General features: G+C 70.1%; 14 protein-coding genes. 11 read left to right on the top strand and 3 right to left on the bottom strand.

From position 1 onward, the window contains the following. Nucleotides 1–75 precede the first annotated feature (75 nt). The 4 genes from O7629_RS12540 (at nucleotide 76) to O7629_RS12525 (ending at nucleotide 4,622) form a co-directional block, all read left to right on the top strand. Nucleotides 76–1,227: a hypothetical protein gene (locus tag O7629_RS12540; RefSeq protein ID WP_278169353.1), complete on the top strand. Its 1,152-nt coding sequence runs from the start codon at nucleotides 76–78 to the stop codon at nucleotides 1,225–1,227. A gap of 217 nt (nucleotides 1,228–1,444) precedes the next feature. Beyond that, nucleotides 1,445–2,533, top strand: a complete 1,089-nt coding sequence (locus O7629_RS12535) for a DUF262 domain-containing protein (RefSeq protein WP_278169352.1) — start codon at nucleotides 1,445–1,447, stop codon at nucleotides 2,531–2,533. After that, nucleotides 2,530–3,678, top strand: coding sequence for a DUF3696 domain-containing protein (locus tag O7629_RS12530; protein ID WP_278169351.1), 1,149 nt, complete (start codon nucleotides 2,530–2,532; stop codon nucleotides 3,676–3,678). Before O7629_RS12535 ends, O7629_RS12530 begins: the two co-directional genes overlap by 4 nt. Nucleotides 3,679–3,698: 20 nt before the next feature. Beyond that, nucleotides 3,699–4,622, top strand: coding sequence for a hypothetical protein (locus O7629_RS12525; protein ID WP_278169350.1), 924 nt, complete (start codon nucleotides 3,699–3,701; stop codon nucleotides 4,620–4,622). 109 nt (nucleotides 4,623–4,731) lie between these two features. Here O7629_RS12525 and O7629_RS12520 read toward each other — a convergent pair whose 3' ends face one another. Both O7629_RS12520 and O7629_RS12515 read right to left on the bottom strand, forming a co-directional pair. Beyond that, nucleotides 4,732–5,124, bottom strand: coding sequence for a hypothetical protein (locus O7629_RS12520; protein WP_278169349.1), 393 nt, complete (start codon nucleotides 5,122–5,124; stop codon nucleotides 4,732–4,734). A gap of 64 nt (nucleotides 5,125–5,188) precedes the next feature. After that, a complete protein-coding gene (locus tag O7629_RS12515) occupies nucleotides 5,189–6,568 on the bottom strand; it encodes a helix-turn-helix transcriptional regulator (protein ID WP_278169348.1) in 1,380 nt (459 codons plus the stop codon). 239 nt (nucleotides 6,569–6,807) lie between these two features. Between O7629_RS12515 and O7629_RS12510 the strand changes: the two genes are divergently transcribed. The 6 genes from O7629_RS12510 (at nucleotide 6,808) to O7629_RS12485 (ending at nucleotide 18,364) form a co-directional block, all read left to right on the top strand. Next, the gene (locus tag O7629_RS12510) at nucleotides 6,808–6,948 is read left to right on the top strand and encodes a hypothetical protein (RefSeq protein ID WP_278169347.1); all 141 of its coding nucleotides are present in this window, start codon (nucleotides 6,808–6,810) and stop codon (nucleotides 6,946–6,948) included. Between the two features lie 108 nt (nucleotides 6,949–7,056). Continuing rightward, nucleotides 7,057–10,920: a DUF6079 family protein gene (locus O7629_RS12505; RefSeq protein ID WP_278169346.1), complete on the top strand. Its 3,864-nt coding sequence runs from the start codon at nucleotides 7,057–7,059 to the stop codon at nucleotides 10,918–10,920. Next, a complete protein-coding gene (gene pglZ / locus O7629_RS12500; RefSeq protein WP_278169345.1) occupies nucleotides 10,917–13,715 on the top strand; it encodes a BREX-2 system phosphatase PglZ in 2,799 nt (932 codons plus the stop codon). The genes O7629_RS12505 and pglZ overlap by 4 nt, the downstream gene beginning before the upstream one ends. Then, entirely contained in the window at nucleotides 13,712–15,046 is a 1,335-nt protein-coding gene (brxD, locus tag O7629_RS12495) for a BREX system ATP-binding protein BrxD (RefSeq protein WP_278169344.1), read from the top strand. Before pglZ ends, brxD begins: the two co-directional genes overlap by 4 nt. Beyond that, nucleotides 15,046–17,193, top strand: a complete 2,148-nt coding sequence (locus O7629_RS12490; protein ID WP_278169343.1) for a DEAD/DEAH box helicase — start codon at nucleotides 15,046–15,048, stop codon at nucleotides 17,191–17,193. Before brxD ends, O7629_RS12490 begins: the two co-directional genes overlap by 1 nt. Nucleotides 17,194–17,515: 322 nt before the next feature. Beyond that, entirely contained in the window at nucleotides 17,516–18,364 is an 849-nt protein-coding gene (locus O7629_RS12485; protein ID WP_278169342.1) for a hypothetical protein, read from the top strand. Between the two features lie 63 nt (nucleotides 18,365–18,427). On the opposite strand, the gene O7629_RS12480 is transcribed toward O7629_RS12485, so the two are convergent. After that, a complete protein-coding gene (locus O7629_RS12480) occupies nucleotides 18,428–19,855 on the bottom strand; it encodes an Nramp family divalent metal transporter (protein ID WP_278169341.1) in 1,428 nt (475 codons plus the stop codon). Between the two features lie 193 nt (nucleotides 19,856–20,048). On the opposite strand from O7629_RS12480, the gene O7629_RS12475 reads away from it, so the two are divergent. Further along, entirely contained in the window at nucleotides 20,049–21,077 is a 1,029-nt protein-coding gene (locus O7629_RS12475) for a hypothetical protein (protein WP_278169340.1), read from the top strand. Nucleotides 21,078–21,120 lie beyond the last annotated feature (43 nt).

The following is a 21,120-nucleotide window of genomic DNA, read 5'->3' as shown; positions in this document are numbered from 1 at the left end:
GTGTCGCCGCACAACGCCGCCGAATGTTGCCTAACGTGCATGTCGGATCACAATCGGTGGTGATGGGTGGTGCTCGTGTCAACTGAATCGTGGTGGACAGCGGAAGACGTCGCCAACGTGGAGAAGGACCTGGCCCGGCATCCCAGAGCCAGGCTGTGGGGCTACACCAGCCCTGCGGAGATGGCCCACTGGGTCTTCGCCGATCCGGCGCTGCCAGCGCTCGGGGAGTTGGCGGCACCGAGCATGGGTCCACTCGGTGCCGATCTTGACGAGCCGGCGCGTTCCTCATGGGCACTCGCCGGCTGGTACATCCGGATGACGGTGCCGAAGCCGGTGGAGACAGACGGCAAGCTGTGGTTCCTGAACCAGCTTCGGGTACGGGGGCGTTCGCTGCTGCGGGTGACCCTCGGCCGGCTGGAGACACTGTGGCTGTTCGAGGACGGCGACGGGATCAACTTCCACCTGGACAAGGCTGCCCTCGATGCGGCCTTCGACGCCGGAGTCATCGACGAGGATGCCTGGGACGCCCGGGTCACCAAACATGACCACGACCCGCATGCAACGCTGCGTGGCGAGAAGGCCGGGTACGTGTGCGGCACCATTGACGACGCGCTGTGGGCGCTGCGGCAGCCACCGGTCCTCGCTGCGGCGCGGCTGGTCAACGCCATGAGTCTGGCCGTCGGTGGCTTCACGTTTGATCGGCTCCACCGGCCGGAGCGGCTGGCTCGGGCCTGGTCCGCCGCGCAAGTGCACTTCGACTCTCCGCAGCCGGGGGCGGGGGCGGGGTTCGACCGGCCGTACCGGTCTCCGGCCGTGGACCCGGCAGCGCTGGCCGATACCCGGGCCTTTGACAAGGAGGCGTACTCGGCCGGGTGCGACGAGCACGACCGGCTCAGCCGCTGGCTGATCGACACGCTGGCCGCCACCGGCACGTCGGTGGGCACCGGGCTCGCCGAGGTGCCAGTGGACCTGGCCTGGCAGGACGCTGACGGCCGGCAGTACATCGCGGAGGTCAAGAGCCTCGTGGGGGTCAGCCCGGAAGATCAGTTGCGGCTCGGTCTCGGGCAGGTGCTCGAGTACCGCCACCGGCTGTCCCTCGCCAGCCGGGTGGTCACCCCGATCCTGCTGACCTCGGCTCCGGTCGACGAGGTGTGGCGCGACATCTGCCGGAACAACGGCGTGACCCTGATCGTGGACGGTGACAGATTCCCGGGACGGCCCCAGTAGGGCTTGGTGAGGCTGAGCCGACTGTGGGTGGCGAAGGGGCGGGTCCGGCAGTCGGCTAGGCTCACAGCGGTGAGCCCGGTGTGCGTACTAGCTGTCCCGCTGTGAATCGAGGTGCGCGATCCTTTCTTCGATAACCGACGATGTCATCGAGGAGCTCGACTCCCTTGGCCTGCGTACGGGCGTCGAGATCGAGGAGGATCCCGACGCCGGCGAGAGCGTGTCCGGGGAGAGCATTCGCACCCCGTTCGATCCGGAAGAGATCGACGTGGTGACCCGTAATACGACCGTCGACCTGCTGTTGTCCCGGGTGCGGAGTAAGCGGATCGACCTCCAGCCTGACTTTCAGCGGCGAGCAGGCATCTGGAAGGCCCGCAACAAGAGCAGGCTCATCGAGTCGTTGCTGCTGAGGATCCCGCTGCCGACCTTCTACGCCGCCGAAGGCGACGACGAGGTCTGGGCGATGGTCGACGGGATCCAGCGGTTGACCAGCATCGTGGAGTTCATCGAGCCGACGTCGATCGGGGCGCAGCCGCTACGGTTGCGTGACCTGGAATATCTTGGTAACGAGTACAACGACGCCGTGTTCGCAGATCTCCCCGGTCGGCTGCAGACCCGGCTGCGAGAGACCGAGTTGATCGTGCACCTCATCCGGCGTGGCACGCCGGATGAGGTCAAGTTCAACATCTTCGCCCGTATCAACACCGGTGGACTTCCGCTCTCCCGTCAGGAGTTGCGACACGCCCTGATCCCTGGGCAGGCCCGCGACATCCTTCGTGACTGGGCTGGGTCCGCAGCGTTCCGGCAGGCGACCGGTAACAGCGTACGCAGCGAACGGATGGCCGACCGTGAGATGGTCCTGCGTTTCGTCGCGTTTCAGCTCACCGATCCGTACAGGTACGGCGAGGAGGACTTCGACGCTTTCTTGCGCAGCTCTATGAAGCGCTTGAATGCCCTGTCGCGTGCGGAGTTGGAAGCGCTTTGGGTCAGGTTTGAGCGGTCGATGGTGGCGGCGGCCGAGATCTTTGGGGTCCACGCCTTTCGCAAGCGTGACCGTTCGGGTGGTGAGCGGAAGCACCCGATCAACAAGGCGCTGTTCGAATCGGTGGCGGGAAACCTCGCAGCCATGTCAGATGATGAGCTGGAGCGTCTGGTGCAACGCCGCAAGGCGGTGGGAGAGAATTTCGTCCAGCTGATGCGGGATGTTGATTTTCAACTGTCAATCAGTCAGGGAACCGGTGACCCCGGGCGGGTCCGTCGACGGTTCGTGGCGATCCGGGCGGTTCTTCACACGGTTGGCAACTCATGATTGACGGCGTACGGCTGCGGAACTTCAAAGCCTTCCGGGAGCTCGAGCTCCGGCTCGGCCCCCTTACCTTGTTGACCGGGGTCAACGCCGCCGGTAAGAGCACCATCATCCAGAGCCTTGCCCTGGTGCGGCAGAGCTACGACGAAGGCATGCTCGACGCCGGTGGTGGGTTCCTGCTCAATGGTGACCTGGTGGAGCTGGGTGTCGGACAGGACGTACTGCATGAGGACTATGCGGATGGTCGAGGCGACACGCCGATCCCGATCATGGTTGGCTGCACCGTCGGCTCCCGTGACCTCTGGTGGCGGGCCGAGTACGAAACCAGTCGGGATCGTGAGGCGGACCTGCTGCGGTTCGCTGCGGGCCAGCCCTTGCCGGACAGCGCACAGGACGGGGCTGGCGGGCTCCTGGGGAGCGGGTTCCAGTTCCTGAAGGCGGACCGTATCGTTCCCGCCGTGCACTACCCGAAGTCCTATCAGGCGGTTGTTCGTAGAGGTTCGCTGGGTGCGCGAGGTGAGCACACCGTGAACTTCCTCAGGGCACGACGTGATGATCCGGTGGCTGCCTTGCCGGTGCGGCATCCCAGGGCGAAGTCGACTGGTCTGCTGGACCAAGTCGAGGCCTGGCTGCAGACGGTGTGCCCTGGAGTTAACCTGATGGCGGAGGACGTGCGCGGCACAGATTTCGTCAAGCTGAGCTACGGATTCGGCGGAACCGCCGGGATCGGATCGTCGAACATCCGGTACCGGCCGACGAACGTCGGGTTCGGACTCACCTACGCCTTACCGATCATCGTCGCCTGCATCTCCGCCGGTCCCGGCAGTCTGATCATGCTGGAGAATCCGGAAGCTCATCTGCACCCTCGGGGTCAGACCGCGATGGCGCGACTGGCCGCGCTGGCCGTCGCGGCCGGTGCCCAGGTCCTCATCGAGAGCCACAGCGACCATATCCTCAACGGGGTCAGGTTGGCGGTCAAGGAGTCGGTCGTTGGCCCGGACAGTGTGGCACTGCACTACTTCGATCGGGATGATCACGGTAAGATCAGGACGAGTTCGCCACAGATCGATGTGGACGGTATGCTCTCGCAGTGGCCCATCGGCTTCTTTGACGAATGGGACAGAGCACTCGATCGCCTGCTTGACTGACCCTGATCTCGGAGTCCACAGTGCCGCTGCTGTTGGTCCTGAACGAGCTTTCGTACCGTGAGGTCAAAGCGCGCTACGATGATCTCTCTGACGCCTTGCACAAACTGGTATCGGTGCTGCGACAGGCCCGCCGGCACCGCACCGACGTCGCCCTGGTAACCGAGCGTCAGTTCATCGATCTTCCGATGTCGGATGACTTCTCGCTGCGAAAGTGGGCTGCGGATGGACGCAACGCCGATGCGCTGCGGTACATCAGAAGCATGCGCAATCGGGCACCGTTCCGGGCGGTGGTGACCACAAGCGCTGATTCGGAGGCGGAGTATTTCCACGCCGGTGTTCCGGCAGACGGCCTCGGCGTTGCCCATCTGATGGGCGGACTGGCGCTCAGCCTGCCGCTGGAGGCGAAGTGGGACCACGGCGTGCTGCCACTCGTGCAGCGGACCCTTCGCGAGACGGCTGCTGGTGATGTGGTCCTCGCCGACGGCGAGGCGTCCGTGCGCCACGCCTTCTCGGTAGGCCACGTCGATGGTCATCGGGAGTGGATGTGCACTTCCGCCCTGACCGGCCTGATCAGCCCGGGTGATCTGTGGGACGCCCGGGAGGACGTGTTTCCGCATCTACGTTTCCTCGCCCGCGTCGCTGATGACCTGCATAAGCTCCCCGCCACAGCGCTCGACGCGGTGAAGGCCCGGCTGGCGGAGCTGGAGTCGGCTGCGGCTGAATGGAGCGCTGCGGGCGGCCCCTTGCCGAGCTGGCGCAGCAAGGTGACACCGGACAGCGACAGTCGTAAACCTTTGTGCTGGTTCACCGACGACGAGGACGGCGAGCGCCGCCTGTTTGACCTGCATGCGCGGTTCACGCCCGGCCCGGGACGGCTGCACCTTCGGCTCGACAGTAGCCGTAGAGCTCTCGTGATTGCTTATATCGGACGCAAGCTGGTGTAGCTGGCGCTGATCCACCTCCTCGCGGTGGTTGATCCACTGCGCGTCATCGAACCGACACGCCGGTGGCGGGTTTGCTGGGGCGTATCGGATCATGTGTGGGCTGACTGCCTCAGCTGCGCTCGGCGCACTCGTCGATCACGCGCTGGACCTCGGTCATCCAGATCGCCTCATTGCTGCCGGAGCGCTTGAAGGGTGCCCGCCGTGCCATGGCGAAGAAGCCGCCGGATGGCATCGACGGCCGACCGTCGAAGCCCTGCTGCACGACCAGCGCGGAGATCAGCCCGCGGCCTTCGGCGTGCTCGCGGCGTGACGCGTGCTCAAGGATGTGCGGCAGGGGCCCCTGGTGGTAGGGCACCAGAAGATTGTCAACGGCGAGCCGCTCGCTGAGCTGGCGGTAGGTGATCAGCGCATCCTCGAAGCGCCTCGCCTGCCGGGCAAGATCCCGAAGTGCGTCGATGCTAAGGTCGACAGCGCGGTCGAAGTCTGGGTCACCAACACGCATCCGTCCATCGTGCCGCTAAGCAGACAGCGCGCCATCGGCGGATCGGTCGGCCTGCCGCGTCGGATCAGGCTTCGACGCCGACGCGGGCGGCGAAGGTGCGCAGGTCCGGGAGAGACCGGTGGCGGTCGCTCGCCAGCAGGTCGGCGGTCAACCGCTGGGCCCAGGGTCGATAGCGGACCTCCTGCGGCGCGGTCTGCTCAGCGGCGAGCAACGCCCGGTATGCCGCTGCGTTGGCACCTCGGCCGTGCAACGCCAGCGCGGTGTCCTGCCAGTAGCGGGCCTGACGCTCCACGGTGCCCAACTGCTGCGGGGTGATGGCGTGGGCGCATTCGACCGCCGCGCCGAAGTCACCCAGTGCGCGGGAGACACCGATCCGGTACAGCGCGACGTCGACGCTGCCGAAGGCGGGCTTCAGATCCGCTCTCCGGGCGGCCTCGTCCGCCTCGGCGAGCAGATCCAGAGCGGTGTCCCGCTGGTCGACGAGTGCGGCCGTGTAGGCGGCGGTGGCGAGCAGTCGTCCGTACGCGGTGACGTCATCGCGCCGCCGCAGCCCGGTCGTGGTGTCGAGCGTCGCCGCGCCGGTGAGCACGACCTCTTGCGCGGTGCCGCGGTGCCGGGTCCGCCGGAGCACGATCGCGGTGATCCGGGCATGTTCGGCCTGCAGCAGCGGGTCCCCGCAGGCCCGCACCGTCTGACCGGCCCGGTCCATGATCGACCAGGACATGCCGTCCTCGTGCAGTTTGATCAACACCTGTGCGGTGAGGTGGTACGCCCGGGTTGCCAGGGCGGTGGCGGCACACCGTTGGTCGTCGGCGACGTTCGCGGTGACCGTCGCCGCACCGGTGACCAGCTGCGGTAGGCGGGTGGCGAGTCGGGCGTACCGACACGCCTGAAGGTCTGCCGACGCGGCGGCCAGCGTGGCGCGCAGCTCGACCGGGCCGACAGGTGGGGTGGTGCTCGGATCCGCGTCGAGGAGCAGGCCCGACAGCCCGGCCGCCAGCTGTGGTGGGCGGCTGGCGGCGTGGCCGGCAGAGCCCGGACCGGTGGGGATGGCAGCACCGGCCAGCCCGGCCAGTCCGCCCAGTACCGCGCGCCGTCGGATCACGTCCTCTCCCGTCTGCGGCCAGGATCGGCTACCGGGAAGCCTAACGATCGAAGTGGACTCGTGGTGGCTGGCCGATGTGCCAGAGTTGGTCAAGCCGAACAGCTCCGGTGGAATGTCGAACACGTCGGCGAGCCGTCGGAGGGCGGACACGTCGGTCAACCGCTGCCGGCCGCGTTCGATCCGCGACAGGCTCGCCGCAGAGTAGCCGCAGCGTCGTCCGGCCTCCGCGAGGGTCAGCCGGGCGGCCGTGCGGGCCAGCCGGATCAGGCTGCCGTAGTCGCCGGCTGCCGCCGCCCGACGCGTCTCGGGAAGGCCGGGCCACCGGCGGTCGCCGCTCATCGCAGTCTCCCGCCCATGGTCACGCTCGGTATTGCCTCCACTGTGCAACGCGGGTGCCAGCGTGTGCAAAGCGCTTGCGTATCCGGTAACGGCGCGTGTCGGCGCTACTTGGTCTCTGTTGTTCTGCAAGGGCGGCGGTGATGGCGCCGGACGGCGGGTGAGGAGCGCAGACAGTGGACCATTCGGATCACGGTCGACCTGGCCTTCGCCGGGTCGCTGTCGTCAATCGGACACTTGGCGTGGGCCTGTTCGGCGTCGTGGCGATCGTCGTCATCATGCTTGTGGCAGGTGGCTCCGGGCGATCGGCTGCGGTGAGCGCGATCGGCGGGATCGTCGCCGCACTGGCTGGCCTCGCCGCTGCGTACGTACGTGAAAGATGAGCCACATGTGATGGATTGATAACTGAGGGCAGTGTGGCGGCGGTCCGGTGGGCGGAAACGGTCCGCGCGGTCGATGTGCGTTTCGTCGCTCTCGGTACGGTAAACGTCATGCCTGCGTCGACCTCACCTCAGCTGCTGCGGGAGTACATCAGCATCCCGGAGCGGACCAGCACCAGTGACTTCGTGCTCAAGCTGGCGGACAGCGTCACCGACGCCAAGGCGACCCTGGCCGAATACGTGATAACCGACCGGCTGGTCGGCAACTTCGACGAGGCACTCGGGCTGATCCGCTCGGCGATCGAAGGCCACACCTCCAAGGCTGCCTACCTGCACGGATCGTTCGGTTCCGGCAAGTCGCACTTCATGGCCGTACTGCACGCGCTGCTGCGCGGTGAGCCGGCCGCCCGGGGCCGCGAGGAGTTCTCCGGCCTGGTCGCCAAACACAGTGTCTGGCTCGACGGGCGGCAGTTCCTGCTGGTGCCGTACCACCTGCTCGACGCCCGGTCGCTGGAGCAGCGGGTCCTCGGCGGCTACGTCGACCGGGTCCGCCAATTGCACCCGGGAGCGACGATCCCGGCCGTGCACCGCACCGACGCGCTGCTGGAACAAGCCGCCGAACTGCGCAAGACGATCGGCGACGGCCAGTTCATCGCCAATCTGCCCGGCGGCGACCCCGACGACGAATGGGGCGACTCCGAGGCGTACTGGACCGGGCCGCGCCTCGACGCCGCGTTCGCCGCCGCCCCCGAGGACCCGCAGCGGCGCAAGCTCGTCAACGACCTGCTCAGCAGCTGGAACAAAGGCTTCTTCAGCAACGCCCGCGAGGACGCCGAAGCGTACATCTCGCTGGACCGGGGACTCACCGAGATCAGCCGGCACGCCAAGGATCTCGGCTACGACGGCCTGATCCTTTTCCTCGACGAGCTGATCCTCTGGCTGGCCAACTCCATTGGCGATCAGCAGTTCGTCTCGAGGGAAATCCAGAAGATCACCAACTTCGTCGAGGGCGGCGACACCCGCCGGCCGATCCCGGTGATCAGCTTCATCGCCCGGCAGCGGGACCTGCGGGAACTTGTCGGCGAAGGGGCGACCGGTGCGCATGAGCTGAGCTTCCAGGACACCCTCAACCTGGCTAGCGGCCGTTTCGACACGATCACCCTGGAAGACCGCAACCTGCCGGAGATCGCCCGCAAGCGGCTACTCAAACCCCGCAAAGACGTGCCCGGCGCGGCCGAGGCGATCACCGCCGCCTTCGACACCACCACCAAGGTACGTCGCGAAGTCTGGGACGCCCTGCTCGGCGTCGACTCCGGCGCCGGTGCCGACCTGGACGCGTTCCGCGCCACCTACCCGTTCAGCCCGGCGTTCATCTCCACCCTGGTGCACGTCTCCAGCGCCCTGCAACGCTCCCGCACCGCGCTGAAGCTGATGCGTCAACTGCTGGTCGACCGGCGGGAAACGCTGCGGCTCGGCCAACTGGTGCCCCTCGGTGACCTGTACGACGTGATCAGCGGCGGCGGCGACCAGCCGTTCACCGACAAACTCAAGCACGAGTTCGAGACCGCGCAACGCATCTACACCGGCAAACTGCGGCCCCACCTGCTCGCCCAGTACGACCTGACCGACGAGGACCTCGACCGGGCCCGCCGGGGCGAGGAGCTGCCCGGCCCGATCGCCGCCCGGCACCGGGGATTCACCGGAGACGACCGGCTGGTGAAGACCCTGCTGCTGGCGGCGTTGGCGCCGAGCGTGCCGGCGCTGCGCAACCTGACCGCCCGCCGGCTGTCCGCGCTCAACCACGGCTCCATCGTCAGCCCGATCCCCGGCGGCGAGGTCGCCCAGGTGCTGCGCAAAGTCAAGGACTGGGCCGGCGTCTTCGGTGAGATCCGCGTCGGCGACGGCGACGACCCGGTCATCTCGCTCGAACTGGTCGGCGTCGACGTCGACAGCGTGCTCGCCACCGCCAAGCACTACGACAACGACGGTGCCCGCAAGAACCTGGTGCAGCGGCTGCTGTGGGACCAGCTCGGGGTGCCGTGGACCGACACCTTCCACGCCGAGGCGGAGCTGGTCTGGCGCGGCAGCCGCCGACGGCTCGAACTCGTCTACGGCAACGTCCGCGACGACCGGGACCTGCGCGACGACGCCTTCCAACCGGCCGACCCGGCCGGCTGGCGGCTGATCATCGACTACCCGTTCGACAGCGGCACCCACACCCCGGCCGACGACCGGCAGCGGGTGCAGCAACTGCGGGAGCGGATCAACCCCCGTACGGTCTGCTGGATCCCGGCGTCGCTGACCCTGGAGCGCCTCAACGACCTCGGCAAACTCGCCATCCTGGAGAAGATCCTCGAAGGGCGCCGCTTCGACAGCCACGCCGAGCATCTCAACCCCGACGACCGGCGTCGCGCTCTGAGCACCCTGACCAACCAGCGCAGCAATCTGACCGGCAAGCTGCGCGACGTGCTGCGGGAGGCGTACGGGCTGGCCACCAAACAGCCCACCGACGTCCGCGTCGGATACGACGATCACCTGGAGCCGCTGATCCGGCCCTTCCACCCGACCCTGCCGGTCGGCACCAGCTTCGCCGACGCGCTGCGCACCATCGGCGACCAGATGTTCACCCACCAGTTCCCCGCCCACCCGGACCTCGACCCGGACCGCAAAGGCGAGCCGGTCCGCCCGGCCGACGTACGCATCGTGCTCGACCGGGTGAACCAGGCCATCGGTAACCCGGAGGGCCGGGTCGAGGTCGAACGCGCCCACCGGCAGACCATGCGGCGGCTGGCCAACCCGCTCGGCCTCGGCCAGATGCACGAGGCCGCCTTCGTGCTCGGCAACGAATGGGTGCAGCACTTCGCCCAACGCGCCGCCGTCGAAGGCATCGACGGTGAACTGGCCGTACGGGACCTGCTGCGCTGGATCGACCACCCGCAGCCCCGAGGGCTGGACCCGCTGGTGGCCCAGCTGATCGTCGCCGTTTTCGCCGAACAGACCGACCGGATGTTCTACCTGCACGGCGCGGCGGTCTCCCCGGCCCCGGAACCGGGCCGGATCAGCACCGACTACACCCTGCGGTCCGAACCGCTGCCCAGCGAAGCCGACTGGACCGCCGCCCGCGACCGCGCGACGCGGCTGTTCGGGGTGCACAAACCGGGTCTGCGGCGGGGCCGTATCGTCGGACTGCTCGCCCGTGACCTGGTCACCGAGGCACAGCGGCGGCGCGGCGACGCCGACGACCTGGTCGCCAAACTGGAGCAGTACGCCCAGCACCTCCACCTGGACCCGGACGCACCGACCGGGCGGCTGGCCACCGCCCGTACCGCCGCCACCCTGCTCGCCACCCTCGCCGGCCGGGCCCCGGCGGTGGAGACCATCGAGCAGCTGGCCCGCGCCGACCTCGGCGGACCCGCCGGCGTCGACCAGGTCGCCCGCAGCGTCACCGCCGCCGCCGAGGTACGCAGCGCCCTGGTCGCCGCCCGCTGGGACAACCTTGGTCTGATCGCCGACCTGCCCGATCGGTACGCCGCCGAAGCGGCCGCGATCCTCGGCAAGCTGCACGCCGCCGCCCAGGCGGACGAGCTGACCACCCCGCTGGTGCCGGTGCTGCGCCGGGCCGAACGCGACGCCGTCGAGCTCATCGCCCGGGTGATGCGGGAAAGGACGCCGGCACCGCCCACGCCGCCGCAGCCAGGGTCGCAGGTCACGCCGGTGGCGGTGCCGCCGGCCACCCCGCCGCCGGCGACCCCACCGCCGACGGTTCCGTCGGTGCCGAACCCGGCGATCGAGCTGCGCCCGCCGCTGGCCGATCCGTCGCAGCGGGTCACCGACGCCGCCGGGCAGGTCGCCAGCACCACCGGGCAGGCCACCGTCGCCGCCGCAGCGCTCGACGAGGCGGTGACCCAGCTGCGGGCGTTCGCCGCCGCTCACCCCGACGCGCACGTCGAAGTCAGCTGGCGGGTCGTGCCGTGACCGTCGCCGCGCCAGCCAACCGGGTCAGTCCGGCCGTCCTCGCCCAGGAGATCGGCGACCAGCTGCGCCGCGCTGCCGCAGGGGAGCCGGATCCGGTCGTCGTCGTCACCGCGGAACCGGACTGGCCGCACGAACCGCAGCTGGTCCTGACCGGTGACCGGCGGGCCCGCGTCGTCGCCTGCCCGTCGCCGTTGGCGATCTGGCAGCACCTCGTCACCCGGCCGGACGGCGAGGTGCTGATCCTGCTCACCCCGCTGCGCACCACCGAACTCGGCGACGGCATCCGCAGCCGGATATTCCGCCAGCGGGCCATCACCATCGAACCGTGGGACGTGGTGCTGGCCGCGTTCGGCGCCCGCAACGTCGAACCCGCGCTGGCGGCCGAAAGCTGGGCCGGGTCCGCGCTGCTGGAAGCGATGCCCGCAGGCGGCTGGCCGAAGCTCGACGCCGCCAGCGTACTAAGCCGCGACGTTGCGCTCGGCCGGCTGGCCGCCGCCCGATTCGGACTCGACCCGACCGGCCCGCGCGCCGCAGACCTCGACGTGCCGACCCTGCTGCGGTGGACCCGCCGCCCCGGCGCGGTCGACGCGTTCGCCACCCTGCGGGCCGAGGAGCGGGCCGGACTCGGCCGCTGGCTCACCGGCCGCCTGCACCACCCCGCCCGGGCGGTCATCGCCCTCATCGACGCCGGCCACGGGCCGGACGCGCTGCCGCTCGGGCTGGTCTGCGACGCGGTGTGGAGCAGCGCCGACCAGGAGGCGGCCCGGGCCCAGGGGCGGATCGACCCGCTACTCGGCGCGGTACGCGGTGACGACGACACCATCCGTCGGTACGCCGCGGCCTGTGTAGAAACCGTGACCGGGATGCTCGCCGACCGTGACGACCAGCTGCGGCGGGAGGCCCACGGAATCCTCGACCGGGCAGAGGAGCTACTGACCGGGCTCGCCGCCACCGGCTGCGCCGGGCACAGCCGGATCTTGCGGACCGGGTTCGCTCACCGCCTCGACCGCGCCGCCGCAGCACTGAGCGCCGCCGCGTCGGCGACCGGCGCGCCGTCAGCCACCGGCGCCGCGTCCGCGTCGCTGGACGCCGAGCTGGACAGTGCCGTCGCCGCCGTCGCCGAGCATGTGCTCGCCGTCGACGAAGCCGCCAAGGTGACCCGGGTACGGATGGCCCGCCGACTGCTGCGCTGGCTCGCCAGCCACCCGGCCGCTGCCGACAGCGTCGCCGACGGCATCCACCAGCAGATCAGCGACCTGGGCTGGGTGGACCGGGCGCTGGCACAGGTGTGGGCCGGTGACGACATGCACGCCGGACTGCAGGCCGCGTACCGGGACATCCACCAGCAGGCGACGCGGCGTCGGCGGGCGATCGACGAGGCGTTCGCCGGCCGCCTCGCGGCCTGGACCACAGCCGGGCCCGGAAACGACGGTGACCTGCTGGCCATCGAGCAGGTGCGGCGTCGGGTGGTCGATCCGCTGATCGCCGCCCGCCGGCCCACCCTGTTCATCGTGCTCGACGGCATGAGCGCCGCCGTCGCCGTCGAACTCGCCGCCGAGCTACGCCACCAGTGGGACGAGTACGACCCGGTCGCCGGCGGCGGTCCAGCCCGGCGGCGGGCGGCGGTCGCCGCCCTGCCCACCCTCACTGCGGTCAGCCGGACCTCGCTGTTCGCCGGTGAGCTGCGCGAGGGCAACCAGGTCACCGAGCGGCAGATGTTCACCGCCGGCCGGTGGGGCGAGCGGGCCGTCATCTTCCACAAGGGTCCGTCGCGCGGCGGTGCCGGCGAGGTGTACGCCGACGACCTGCGCGACGCCGTGGCCGACCCGGCCCGGCTCGTCGCCGTCGTGATCAACACCGTCGACGACACCCTCGCGTACGGTCGGGAAGGCGACGAACCCGGCTGGCAGCTCGGGCAGATCGGCTTCCTGCGCAGCCTGCTCGACCTGGCCCGGTCCGCCGGCCGCGCCGTGATCATCACCAGCGACCACGGGCACGTACTCGACCACGGTGCCACCGCCCGCGCGACCACCGACGCACTGTCCGCCCGGCACCGTCGAGGCGACACGCCCCCCGCCGACGGCGAGATGGTGCTCGCCGGCCCCCGGGTCGTCGCACCCGGGCACCGCATCGTTGCCCTGTGGGACCCGGCGCTGCGCTACCGACCCACCCGGGCCGGCTACCACGGCGGCGCATCACTGGCCGAGGTCACCGTGCCGCTGCTGGCGTTCCTGCCGCCCAACGCGGCCAACCCGCCCGCCGGCTGGGCGGCGCTCGGCCCACAGCACCCCGACTGGTGGCAGCCGGCCCGCACCGCCGTACCAGCTGTGGCGGCACCCACGCCGGCCGCGCCGCCCCGCCCGGCAGGAGGTCGGCAACGTCGGGCACCGGCGCCGGTCGAAGGCGAGCAGCCGCTGTTCGCCGTACCGACGCCGACCGCAGCGCCCCCGGCGGCGCCGGCACCCACCGGCGCGGACCTGGTGGACGCGCTGCTGACGAGCAACCTGTACGTCGAGCAGCGCGACGCGATGCCCCGGCGACCGGCCGACGCCAAGGTCGCAGCGGCCCTGCGGGCACTCGTCGAGGCCGGCGGCGTACTGCCGTTGGCGGTGCTCGCCCAGCGGGCCGGCGAAGCCCCGCTGCGGGCCACCGGGTTCGTCACCACCCTGCAGCGGGTGCTCAACGTCGACAGCTATCCGGTGCTGTCACTGACCGACCAGGACCGCACGGTGCGGCTCAACCAGCAGCTGCTGCGCGAGCAGTTCGGCCTGCCCGGTGCCGGGGAGCGCCGATGACGTCGCCGGCCGAACCCACCGCCAGCCCGGCCCGCCGCCGCGAGGTGATCGACGCTTTGCGGCGCGGTGCCGTACCCGCTGCCGGGCTTGACCTGTTCGCCGTCGGCATGGACCGGATCAACGCCGCGATCGGTGACGACCTGACGACCGTCACCACCGGCGGGGCGGTGTTCAAGGCGATCCGGGGCGAGTACGGCTCCGGTAAGACGTTCACCACCCGGTGGATCGCCGAGCGCGCCAAGCGGGCCAACCTGGCCGTCGCCGAGGTGCAGATATCCGAGAACGAGACCCCGCTGCACCGGCTCGAAACCGTCTACCGCCGGCTCACTGAGCGGCTCGCCACCGCCACCTTCCCGCCCAGCGCGCTCCGGGCGGTCGTCGACGGCTGGTTCTACGCCCTGGAAGAGGACGTCCTCGCCGGCGGCGACGTCAGCGCAGACGACCCGGCGGTCCTCGATACGGCCGTCGGTCTGCTCCTCGAACAGCGCCTCGCCGTGGTCAGCCGAACCGCGCCGGCGTTCGCGGCCGCGCTGCGCGGCTACCGTACGGCGACCCTCGCCGGTGAGACCGCGACCGCCGACGCGGTGCTCGCCTGGCTCGGCGGCCAGCCGCACGTGGCCGCCGCCGCCCGCCGGGCCGCCGGGGTACGCGGCGACCTCGACCACTTCGCCGCGTTGAGTTTCCTGCAGGGCCTGCTGGTGGTGCTGCGCGACAGCGGACACCCCGGCCTGCTGCTGGTGCTCGACGAGGTGGAGACCCTGCAACGGGTCCGCTCCGACGCCAGGGACAAGGCGCTCAACGCGCTGCGGCAACTCATCGACGAAGTGCACTCCGGGCGGTTCCCCGGGCTGTATCTGCTGATCACCGGCACACCGGCGTTCTACGACGGACCGCAGGGGGTGCAGCGGCTCGCCCCGCTGGCCCAGCGGCTGGCGGTCGACTTCACCGCCGACCCGAGGTTCGACAACCCTCGGGCGGTGCAGATCCGGCTCCCCGGCTTCACCCACGAGTCACTGGTCGAGCTGGGCACCCGGGTCCGTGACCTGTACGCCGTCGGCGCCACCGGCACGGGCGCGGACCGCATCGCCGGGCTCGTCGACGACGATTTCGTCGCCCAGTTCGCCCGCGCCGTCGCCGGCGGACTGGGCGGCAGGGTCGGGGTGGCCCCCCGGCTGTTCCTCAAAAAACTGGTCGACGTGCTCGACCGGGTCGACCAGGTGCCTGACTTCCGGCCCCGGGAGCACTACCCGCTCACGCTCAACGACACCGAGCTGACCGATGTCGAACGCAACGCGGCCCGGGCCGACGACATCGCCCTCGACGACTTGTGATGGCCGCCGCCGACCTGCTGCATCCGGTACTGCTGCACCACATCGTCAACTCGTTGCAGTGGCCGGCGTTGCGTCCGTTGCAGTCCGGCGCGGTCACTCCGCTGCTCGCCGGCGACGACGCGCTGCTGCTGGCACCCACTGCCGCCGGTAAGACCGAAGCCGCACTGTTTCCGCTGCTGTCGCGGATGGCTCAGGAGAACTGGTCCGGCCCCGGCCTGCTGTATCTCTGCCCGCTGAAGGCGCTGCTGAACAACCTGCTGCCACGGGTGGAGCAGTACACCGGCTGGCTCGGTCGGCGGGCCGCGGTGTGGCACGGCGACGTCACCGCCGGGCAGCGCCGCCGGATTCTCCGGGATCGCCCCGACGTCCTGCTGACCACCCCCGAGTCGGTGGAGTCGATGTTGGTCAGCCGCAACGTCGACCACGACGAGTTTCTCCGGTCGGTCCGTGCGGTCGTCATCGACGAGGTACACGCCTTCGCCGGTGACGACCGGGGCTGGCATCTGCTGGCGGTGTTGGAGCGGCTGACCCGGGTCGCCGGCCGGCCGGTGCAACGGGTCGGCCTGTCTGCCACCGTCGGCAACCCTGACGAGCTGCTGAGCTGGCTGCAGGGATCCGGCCGGCGTGAACGTCCGGCCAGGGTCGTCGCTCCGGACCTGCCCGCTGCCGCGATCGCGCCAGCGGTGTCGGCTGGAGCTGCTTCAGTGGGACCGCCGCCCGGGAAGGTGGAGCTGGACTACGTCGGGTCGGCGGACAACGCGGCCCGGATCATCGCGGCGTTGCACGGCGGCGAGAAGCGGCTGGTGTTCTGCGACTCGCGGGCGCTGGTCGAAGAGCTCGGGCAGAAACTGCGGCTGGCCGGCGTCACCACGTACCTGTCGCACGCCTCGCTCGCGTTGGACGACCGGCGACGGGCCGAACAGGCCTTCGCCGAAGGGCGCGACTGCGTCATCGTCTCCACCAGCACCCTCGAACTCGGCATCGACGTCGGCGACCTCGACCGGGTGATCCAGATCAACGCTCCCCGGACCGTCGCCGCGTTCCTGCAGCGCATCGGCCGCACCGGGCGGCGGGCGGGCGGCACCCGTAACTGCCTGTTCCTCGCGCTGGACACACCGGGCCTGGTGCACGCCGCCGGACTGCTCCGGCTGTGGGGTCAGGGCTGGGTCGAGGACATCGTCGCGCCGCCGGAGCCCCGGCACATCGTCGCCCAGCAGATCCTGGCGCTCTGCCTGCAGCGGCACCGTGTCGGTGACCGGCAGTGGGCGCAGGAGTGGAACGGCCTTGCCCCATTCGACACCGGCGCAGAGGTGATCCTGAGGCATCTGGTCAGTGAGGGCTATCTCGACGACGACGGCGGCATGCTGCACATCGGACCCGAGGCCGAGTTGCGGTTCGGCCGGCGCCACTTCATGGACATGATGGCGGTGTTCACCGCGCCGCCGCAGTTCACCGTCCTGCTGGGCCGTACCGAGATCGGCCGCACCGACCCGTACCTGTTGACCGAGCGGGTGATCGGGCCACGGCTGCTGCTGCTCGGCGGTCGTAGCTGGCGGGTCACCCACATCGACTGGCGTCGGCGTCGCTGCTTCGTGGAGCCGGCCGAACGCGGCGGCCGGGCACTCTGGTTGGCTGGTGGCGCCCCCCAGGGGTTGTCGTACCGGCTCGTACAGGCGATGCGGGAGGTGCTGCTCGGCGCGGTGCCGCCGGTCCAGTTGACCCGACGGGCGACCTCCCGGCTCGCCGAGGCTCGCGACGGTGCGGCCGGGCTGGTGCACCCCGGTGGTACGGTCGTCGCCATCGACGGACACGATGAGCTGCGCTGGTGGACCTGGGCCGGGTTCCGGGCCAACGCCACACTGGCGGCGACCATCGGCGATCTGGCGGATCCCACGCAGCGGCCCGACGACACCAGCATCCGGTTGCGCGACGGCGTCGACCGGTCCGGCTGGTTGGCGGCGACCAGCGACGCGGCGGATCGCATCTGCCTGCCCGAGATCGACGAGAAGGCCCTGCACGGGTTGAAGTTCAGCGCCGCGTTGCCGCGCCGGCTGGCCGAAGCGACCCTGGCGGCCCGGCTGGCCGACGTGCCATCCGCCCAGGCTGTGCTGGCCGAGCCGGTGCGTTTTGTCCACTGGCACCAGTAGCCCCCATGATCCACTGCGTCTCATCGACGTGACACGCCGGAGACGGTCAGCTGGGGCGCATCCGATCATGCGGCCGGCAAGAATGAGCGAAAACCGGGCGGAGTGGAGACATGACGAGCGGAGCCGCCCCAAAGGTCGAGTTCAAGAGGTGACCATGAGAGTGGCCGGGTTCGGATCCGTGACGGTTATGGCGCTGGTAGCTGCCTCCGCCACCGTTGTCTCTGCTTCCGCGGCGTACGCCGATCGTGGCGACCGGCCGCGGACGGCGGAGACCGCCAGTGCGGAGATCGCCAGTGCGGACACTGCCAGGATCGATACGTGGGTGCGCGACCGCAACACTGGTGCCCGGGTGGCTGGCGTCTGCGTGTTCGCGACTCCGGTCCGGGTGTTCAGCATCCCGGCGCAGTGCCGGCCGAACAGCGGCCGTACCGGTCGGGTGTCGATCGATGTGCCGGGGCCCGGTTCCTACCACCTTTTCGCGTTGCCGGCCCCGGGGAGCCCGTACGGTGCGCAGTGGGTTGGACCGGACGGCGGAACCGGTGTCCAGTCCGAGTCCCGTCGGATCACCGTGGCGGCCGGCGAGATCAAGTCTGTGCCGGCGGTCCTGCTCGACCTGCGGGCCACCATCACCGGGTACATGGTGCCCAGGAAAGGGGAGATCGTCGGCGGTGTGGTCGGTGTCGCCGCCCCGCCGCCCGGTGCCTACCACGGCGCGCGTGAAACGCCGATCGACGACGACGGTGCGTTCACCATCGACTGGGTCGGCCCGTACCACTGGCCGTTGGTGTTCCGGGGCGACAACCTCGCCGTGCAGTGGAGCGGTGGTGTCGCCGGTCGTGCCCAGGCAGACCTCGTCCCGGCGGTCGTCGGCACCCCGGAGCCGGCAACCTACCGGCTGCGGCACGGCGGCGAGTTGACCGTTCACATCCTCGACGAGCCGACGAGCGTCGGCCGGCAGCTAATCCTGTACAACTCCGGTTCCGGCGAGCATGTCGGGTCCGTGGCGATCGGCGACGACGCGACCTGGGGGTATCTGCGGGTCAGCGGTGGACAGCACGTCAAGATCCAGTGTCGCTGTACGGGTGGCGACCGCTGGTACGGCGGTTCGGACTTCGCGACGGCCACCTCGGTACGGGTTCGTCACCGGGACTGGTTGAACCTGATCTTGTGAGCCGGTGCCGGGCGACTGGCTCCGGGTGCCGGCCGACGAGATCGCCCGTGGACCGGGCTCGGGTTATCCGATTCGGACTCCAAGCAGGCTCAGCAGGTAGACGACGGCGAAGGCGCCGAAGAACAGCCCGGCGGTGCCGAGCGCCGCCTGGCTGGTCCGCGAGGGCCGTACCTGTACGGGGAGCCGGCGGTTGACGTACAGGGTGAGGCCGACCACGACCGGGGTGTGCGCGGCGGCGATGATCCCGCCGACCGACAGGATCTCGACCGGGTTGCGGACCAGCAGGAACAGCACCAGCGGGGCGAGGGTCATGGCGACCGCGACATACGTCAGGTAGACCGCCCGTGGGCGGCGGATCAGCCGGGCCAGCCTGCCAGCCTGTTCCCCGTCATCAGCCGGCTCGTCGTCGGACCGGCCGGCGGTGATCAGTCGGGTGGCGTCGGCGTAGGTGCGCGCCCAGCCGTCCTGGTTGGCGAAGATGGTGCCCCAGAGCGCGACCACCACACAGGTGAGCAGCAGTACCTCACCGAAGGTGCCCCACAGGTCGCCGAGCAGCGCGGTCAGGTCGCGGGCGACGTCGACGCCGTCGGGTACCCGCCCCTGCGGGGCGAGTAGTTCGGCGCCGAGCACCAGGAAGGAGACGATGACCAGTCCACCGCCGGCGACGCCGAGTGCGGCGGTCCGGCTCATCGTCCGAGTCCAGGCGCGTACCCGCTCGATCCGCTCGTCGTGGCCGATCTGCCCGCCCGAAGGCACGTCGTCACGGGCCCCGTCGTCGGTCTGATCCGTCGACGAGGACGGGCCGGTCGGCCCGCCGAAGCCACGTGCCGACACCCAGTAGGAGAACCACATGATGCCGACGGCACCGGCGAGGATGAATCCGACCCAGGGCAGCACGAAGTACAGGTCGAGGTCGTCCGGTACGCCCGGTACCAGGCCTGTCGTGATGTCGCCGCTGATCGTGCTGGCCGCTGCGGTGATGGCCGCGCCCACCAGCACCAGCGCCATCATCGCGGTGATCCGCTCCACGCCCTGGTAACGGCCGGCCAGCACCAGCGTCCCGGAGCCGAGGATGACGACGCTGGCGTAGACCGCCTGTCCGCCGGGCAGCGCCACCATGAGCGCGCTGCCGACCAGGGCGGCGATGCCGGCGATGGTGACCACCCCGGCGACGACCTGCGGTACGAAGATCACCCAGATCGCCCAGTTGGCCGGTCCCGGTACGTCGCGGAAGCCGTCGAGCAGGGTACGGCCGGTGGCCACGCTGTACCGGCCGGCCTCCCGGACCATGATCCACATGAGCGCGGTCACGACCAGCGCCAGCCACAGCAGTTCGTAGCCGTACCGCGCGCCGACCCGGGGGGTGAACAGCACCGAGCCGGAACCTACCGACGACACCATCCACAGCAGGCCGGGCCCGTACCAGCGGAGCTGGCCACGGCCGGACGGAGCGGGGGTGGGCTGTTGGCGCAGACGGAAGGTGGTCGGCACGGTGAGTTTCCCTGGGTCGTGTTCGAGCGGAGGCCGGACCTCTCCGGACCTACCCACGCACCGGTCGGCGACACCTGGATGACGGACACTCGTCGACACGCCGGCTGTCCGGGCCCCAGCGTCCCCGACGATCATCCATGCGCGTGGTAGGCATTTGATTACTCCACGTCCAGGAAGGATCGGCAGGCGGGCAGTGACGAGCAGTAGGCAGTGGTTTCCGGACGCCCAGTCGGGCGTCCGCTCCGGCCACCCTCGGTGGCTGTTGTCGGCTGCGGCCGGGGCAGCGCTGGCAGTGGTGATGACCAGCGGCGCGGCGGCGGTGCCAGCCTCGGAGAGCGACGTTGGCGCTGCCATCACCACTCGGGTGTTCGACCGGGCCACCGGGGAGCCGGTCAAGGGCGTCTGTGTGCTGGCCATGCCGGTGCTGACGTTCAGCCTGCCGAATACGTGCCCGTCCCGTAGCGGTGGTGGTGGCCGGGTGACGGTGGAGGTGCCGGGGCCTGGTCAGTACAACCTGTTCGCCCTGCCGAAGCTGGACAGCCCGTACGGTGCCCAGTGGGTGGGCCTGGACGGCGGCACCGGTCGCCAGCAGGATGCCCGGCGGGTCACTCTCACCACCGGTGAGACCAAGCGGGTGAGTCAGATCCTGCTGGATCCCCGCGCCACGATCAGCGGTCGGGTGGACCACTGGGCGGGGGACCCCTCCGGGCTGGTCTCCGTCGCGCCGATCCAGCTGGACGTGCACCGGGAGCAACGGTCCGTGCCGGTGAACGTCGACGGTACCTTCGAAATCGACTGGGTCGGCCCGTACGAGTGGCCGGTGCTGTTCCGGCCGCAGGACGGTCCGGCACAGTGGAGCGGGCGGGTCGGCAACCGGTTGATCGCCGAGGTGGTTCCGGCGGTCGTTGACGGCTCGGCCGACCGGTACACGTTCCGCACGTTGCGGTTCAGGGGAGCGGGTATTCGAGTCCAGGTGCGCAGTTTGTCGATCGGCCCGCCGGGGCGGGTGGTCTTCTACAACAGTGCCACCAGGGACGTGATGGGGGTCGGCGAGTTCGATGAGTCGCACAACTCGGCCGGAGCGACCATCATCGGTGGGCAGCAGGTCAAGATCGAGTGTCAGTGCCCTGACGGGACACGCTGGTATGGCGGTACCGACTTCGCCGACGCCACGCCAGTCGTTGCCGCCTACTACGCCGGCATCAACATCGACATGCGGTAGGGGAGAGTCGACATGGCAGGCAGCAGTAGGAGATCGTCAGGTC

The sequence above is a fragment of the Solwaraspora sp. WMMD792 genome (assembly GCF_029626105.1).
GTDB lineage: Bacteria > Actinomycetota > Actinomycetes > Mycobacteriales > Micromonosporaceae > Micromonospora_E.
The sequence above is the reverse complement of the archived record's forward strand: the minus strand, read 5'-3'. Positions and strand labels throughout refer to the sequence as shown.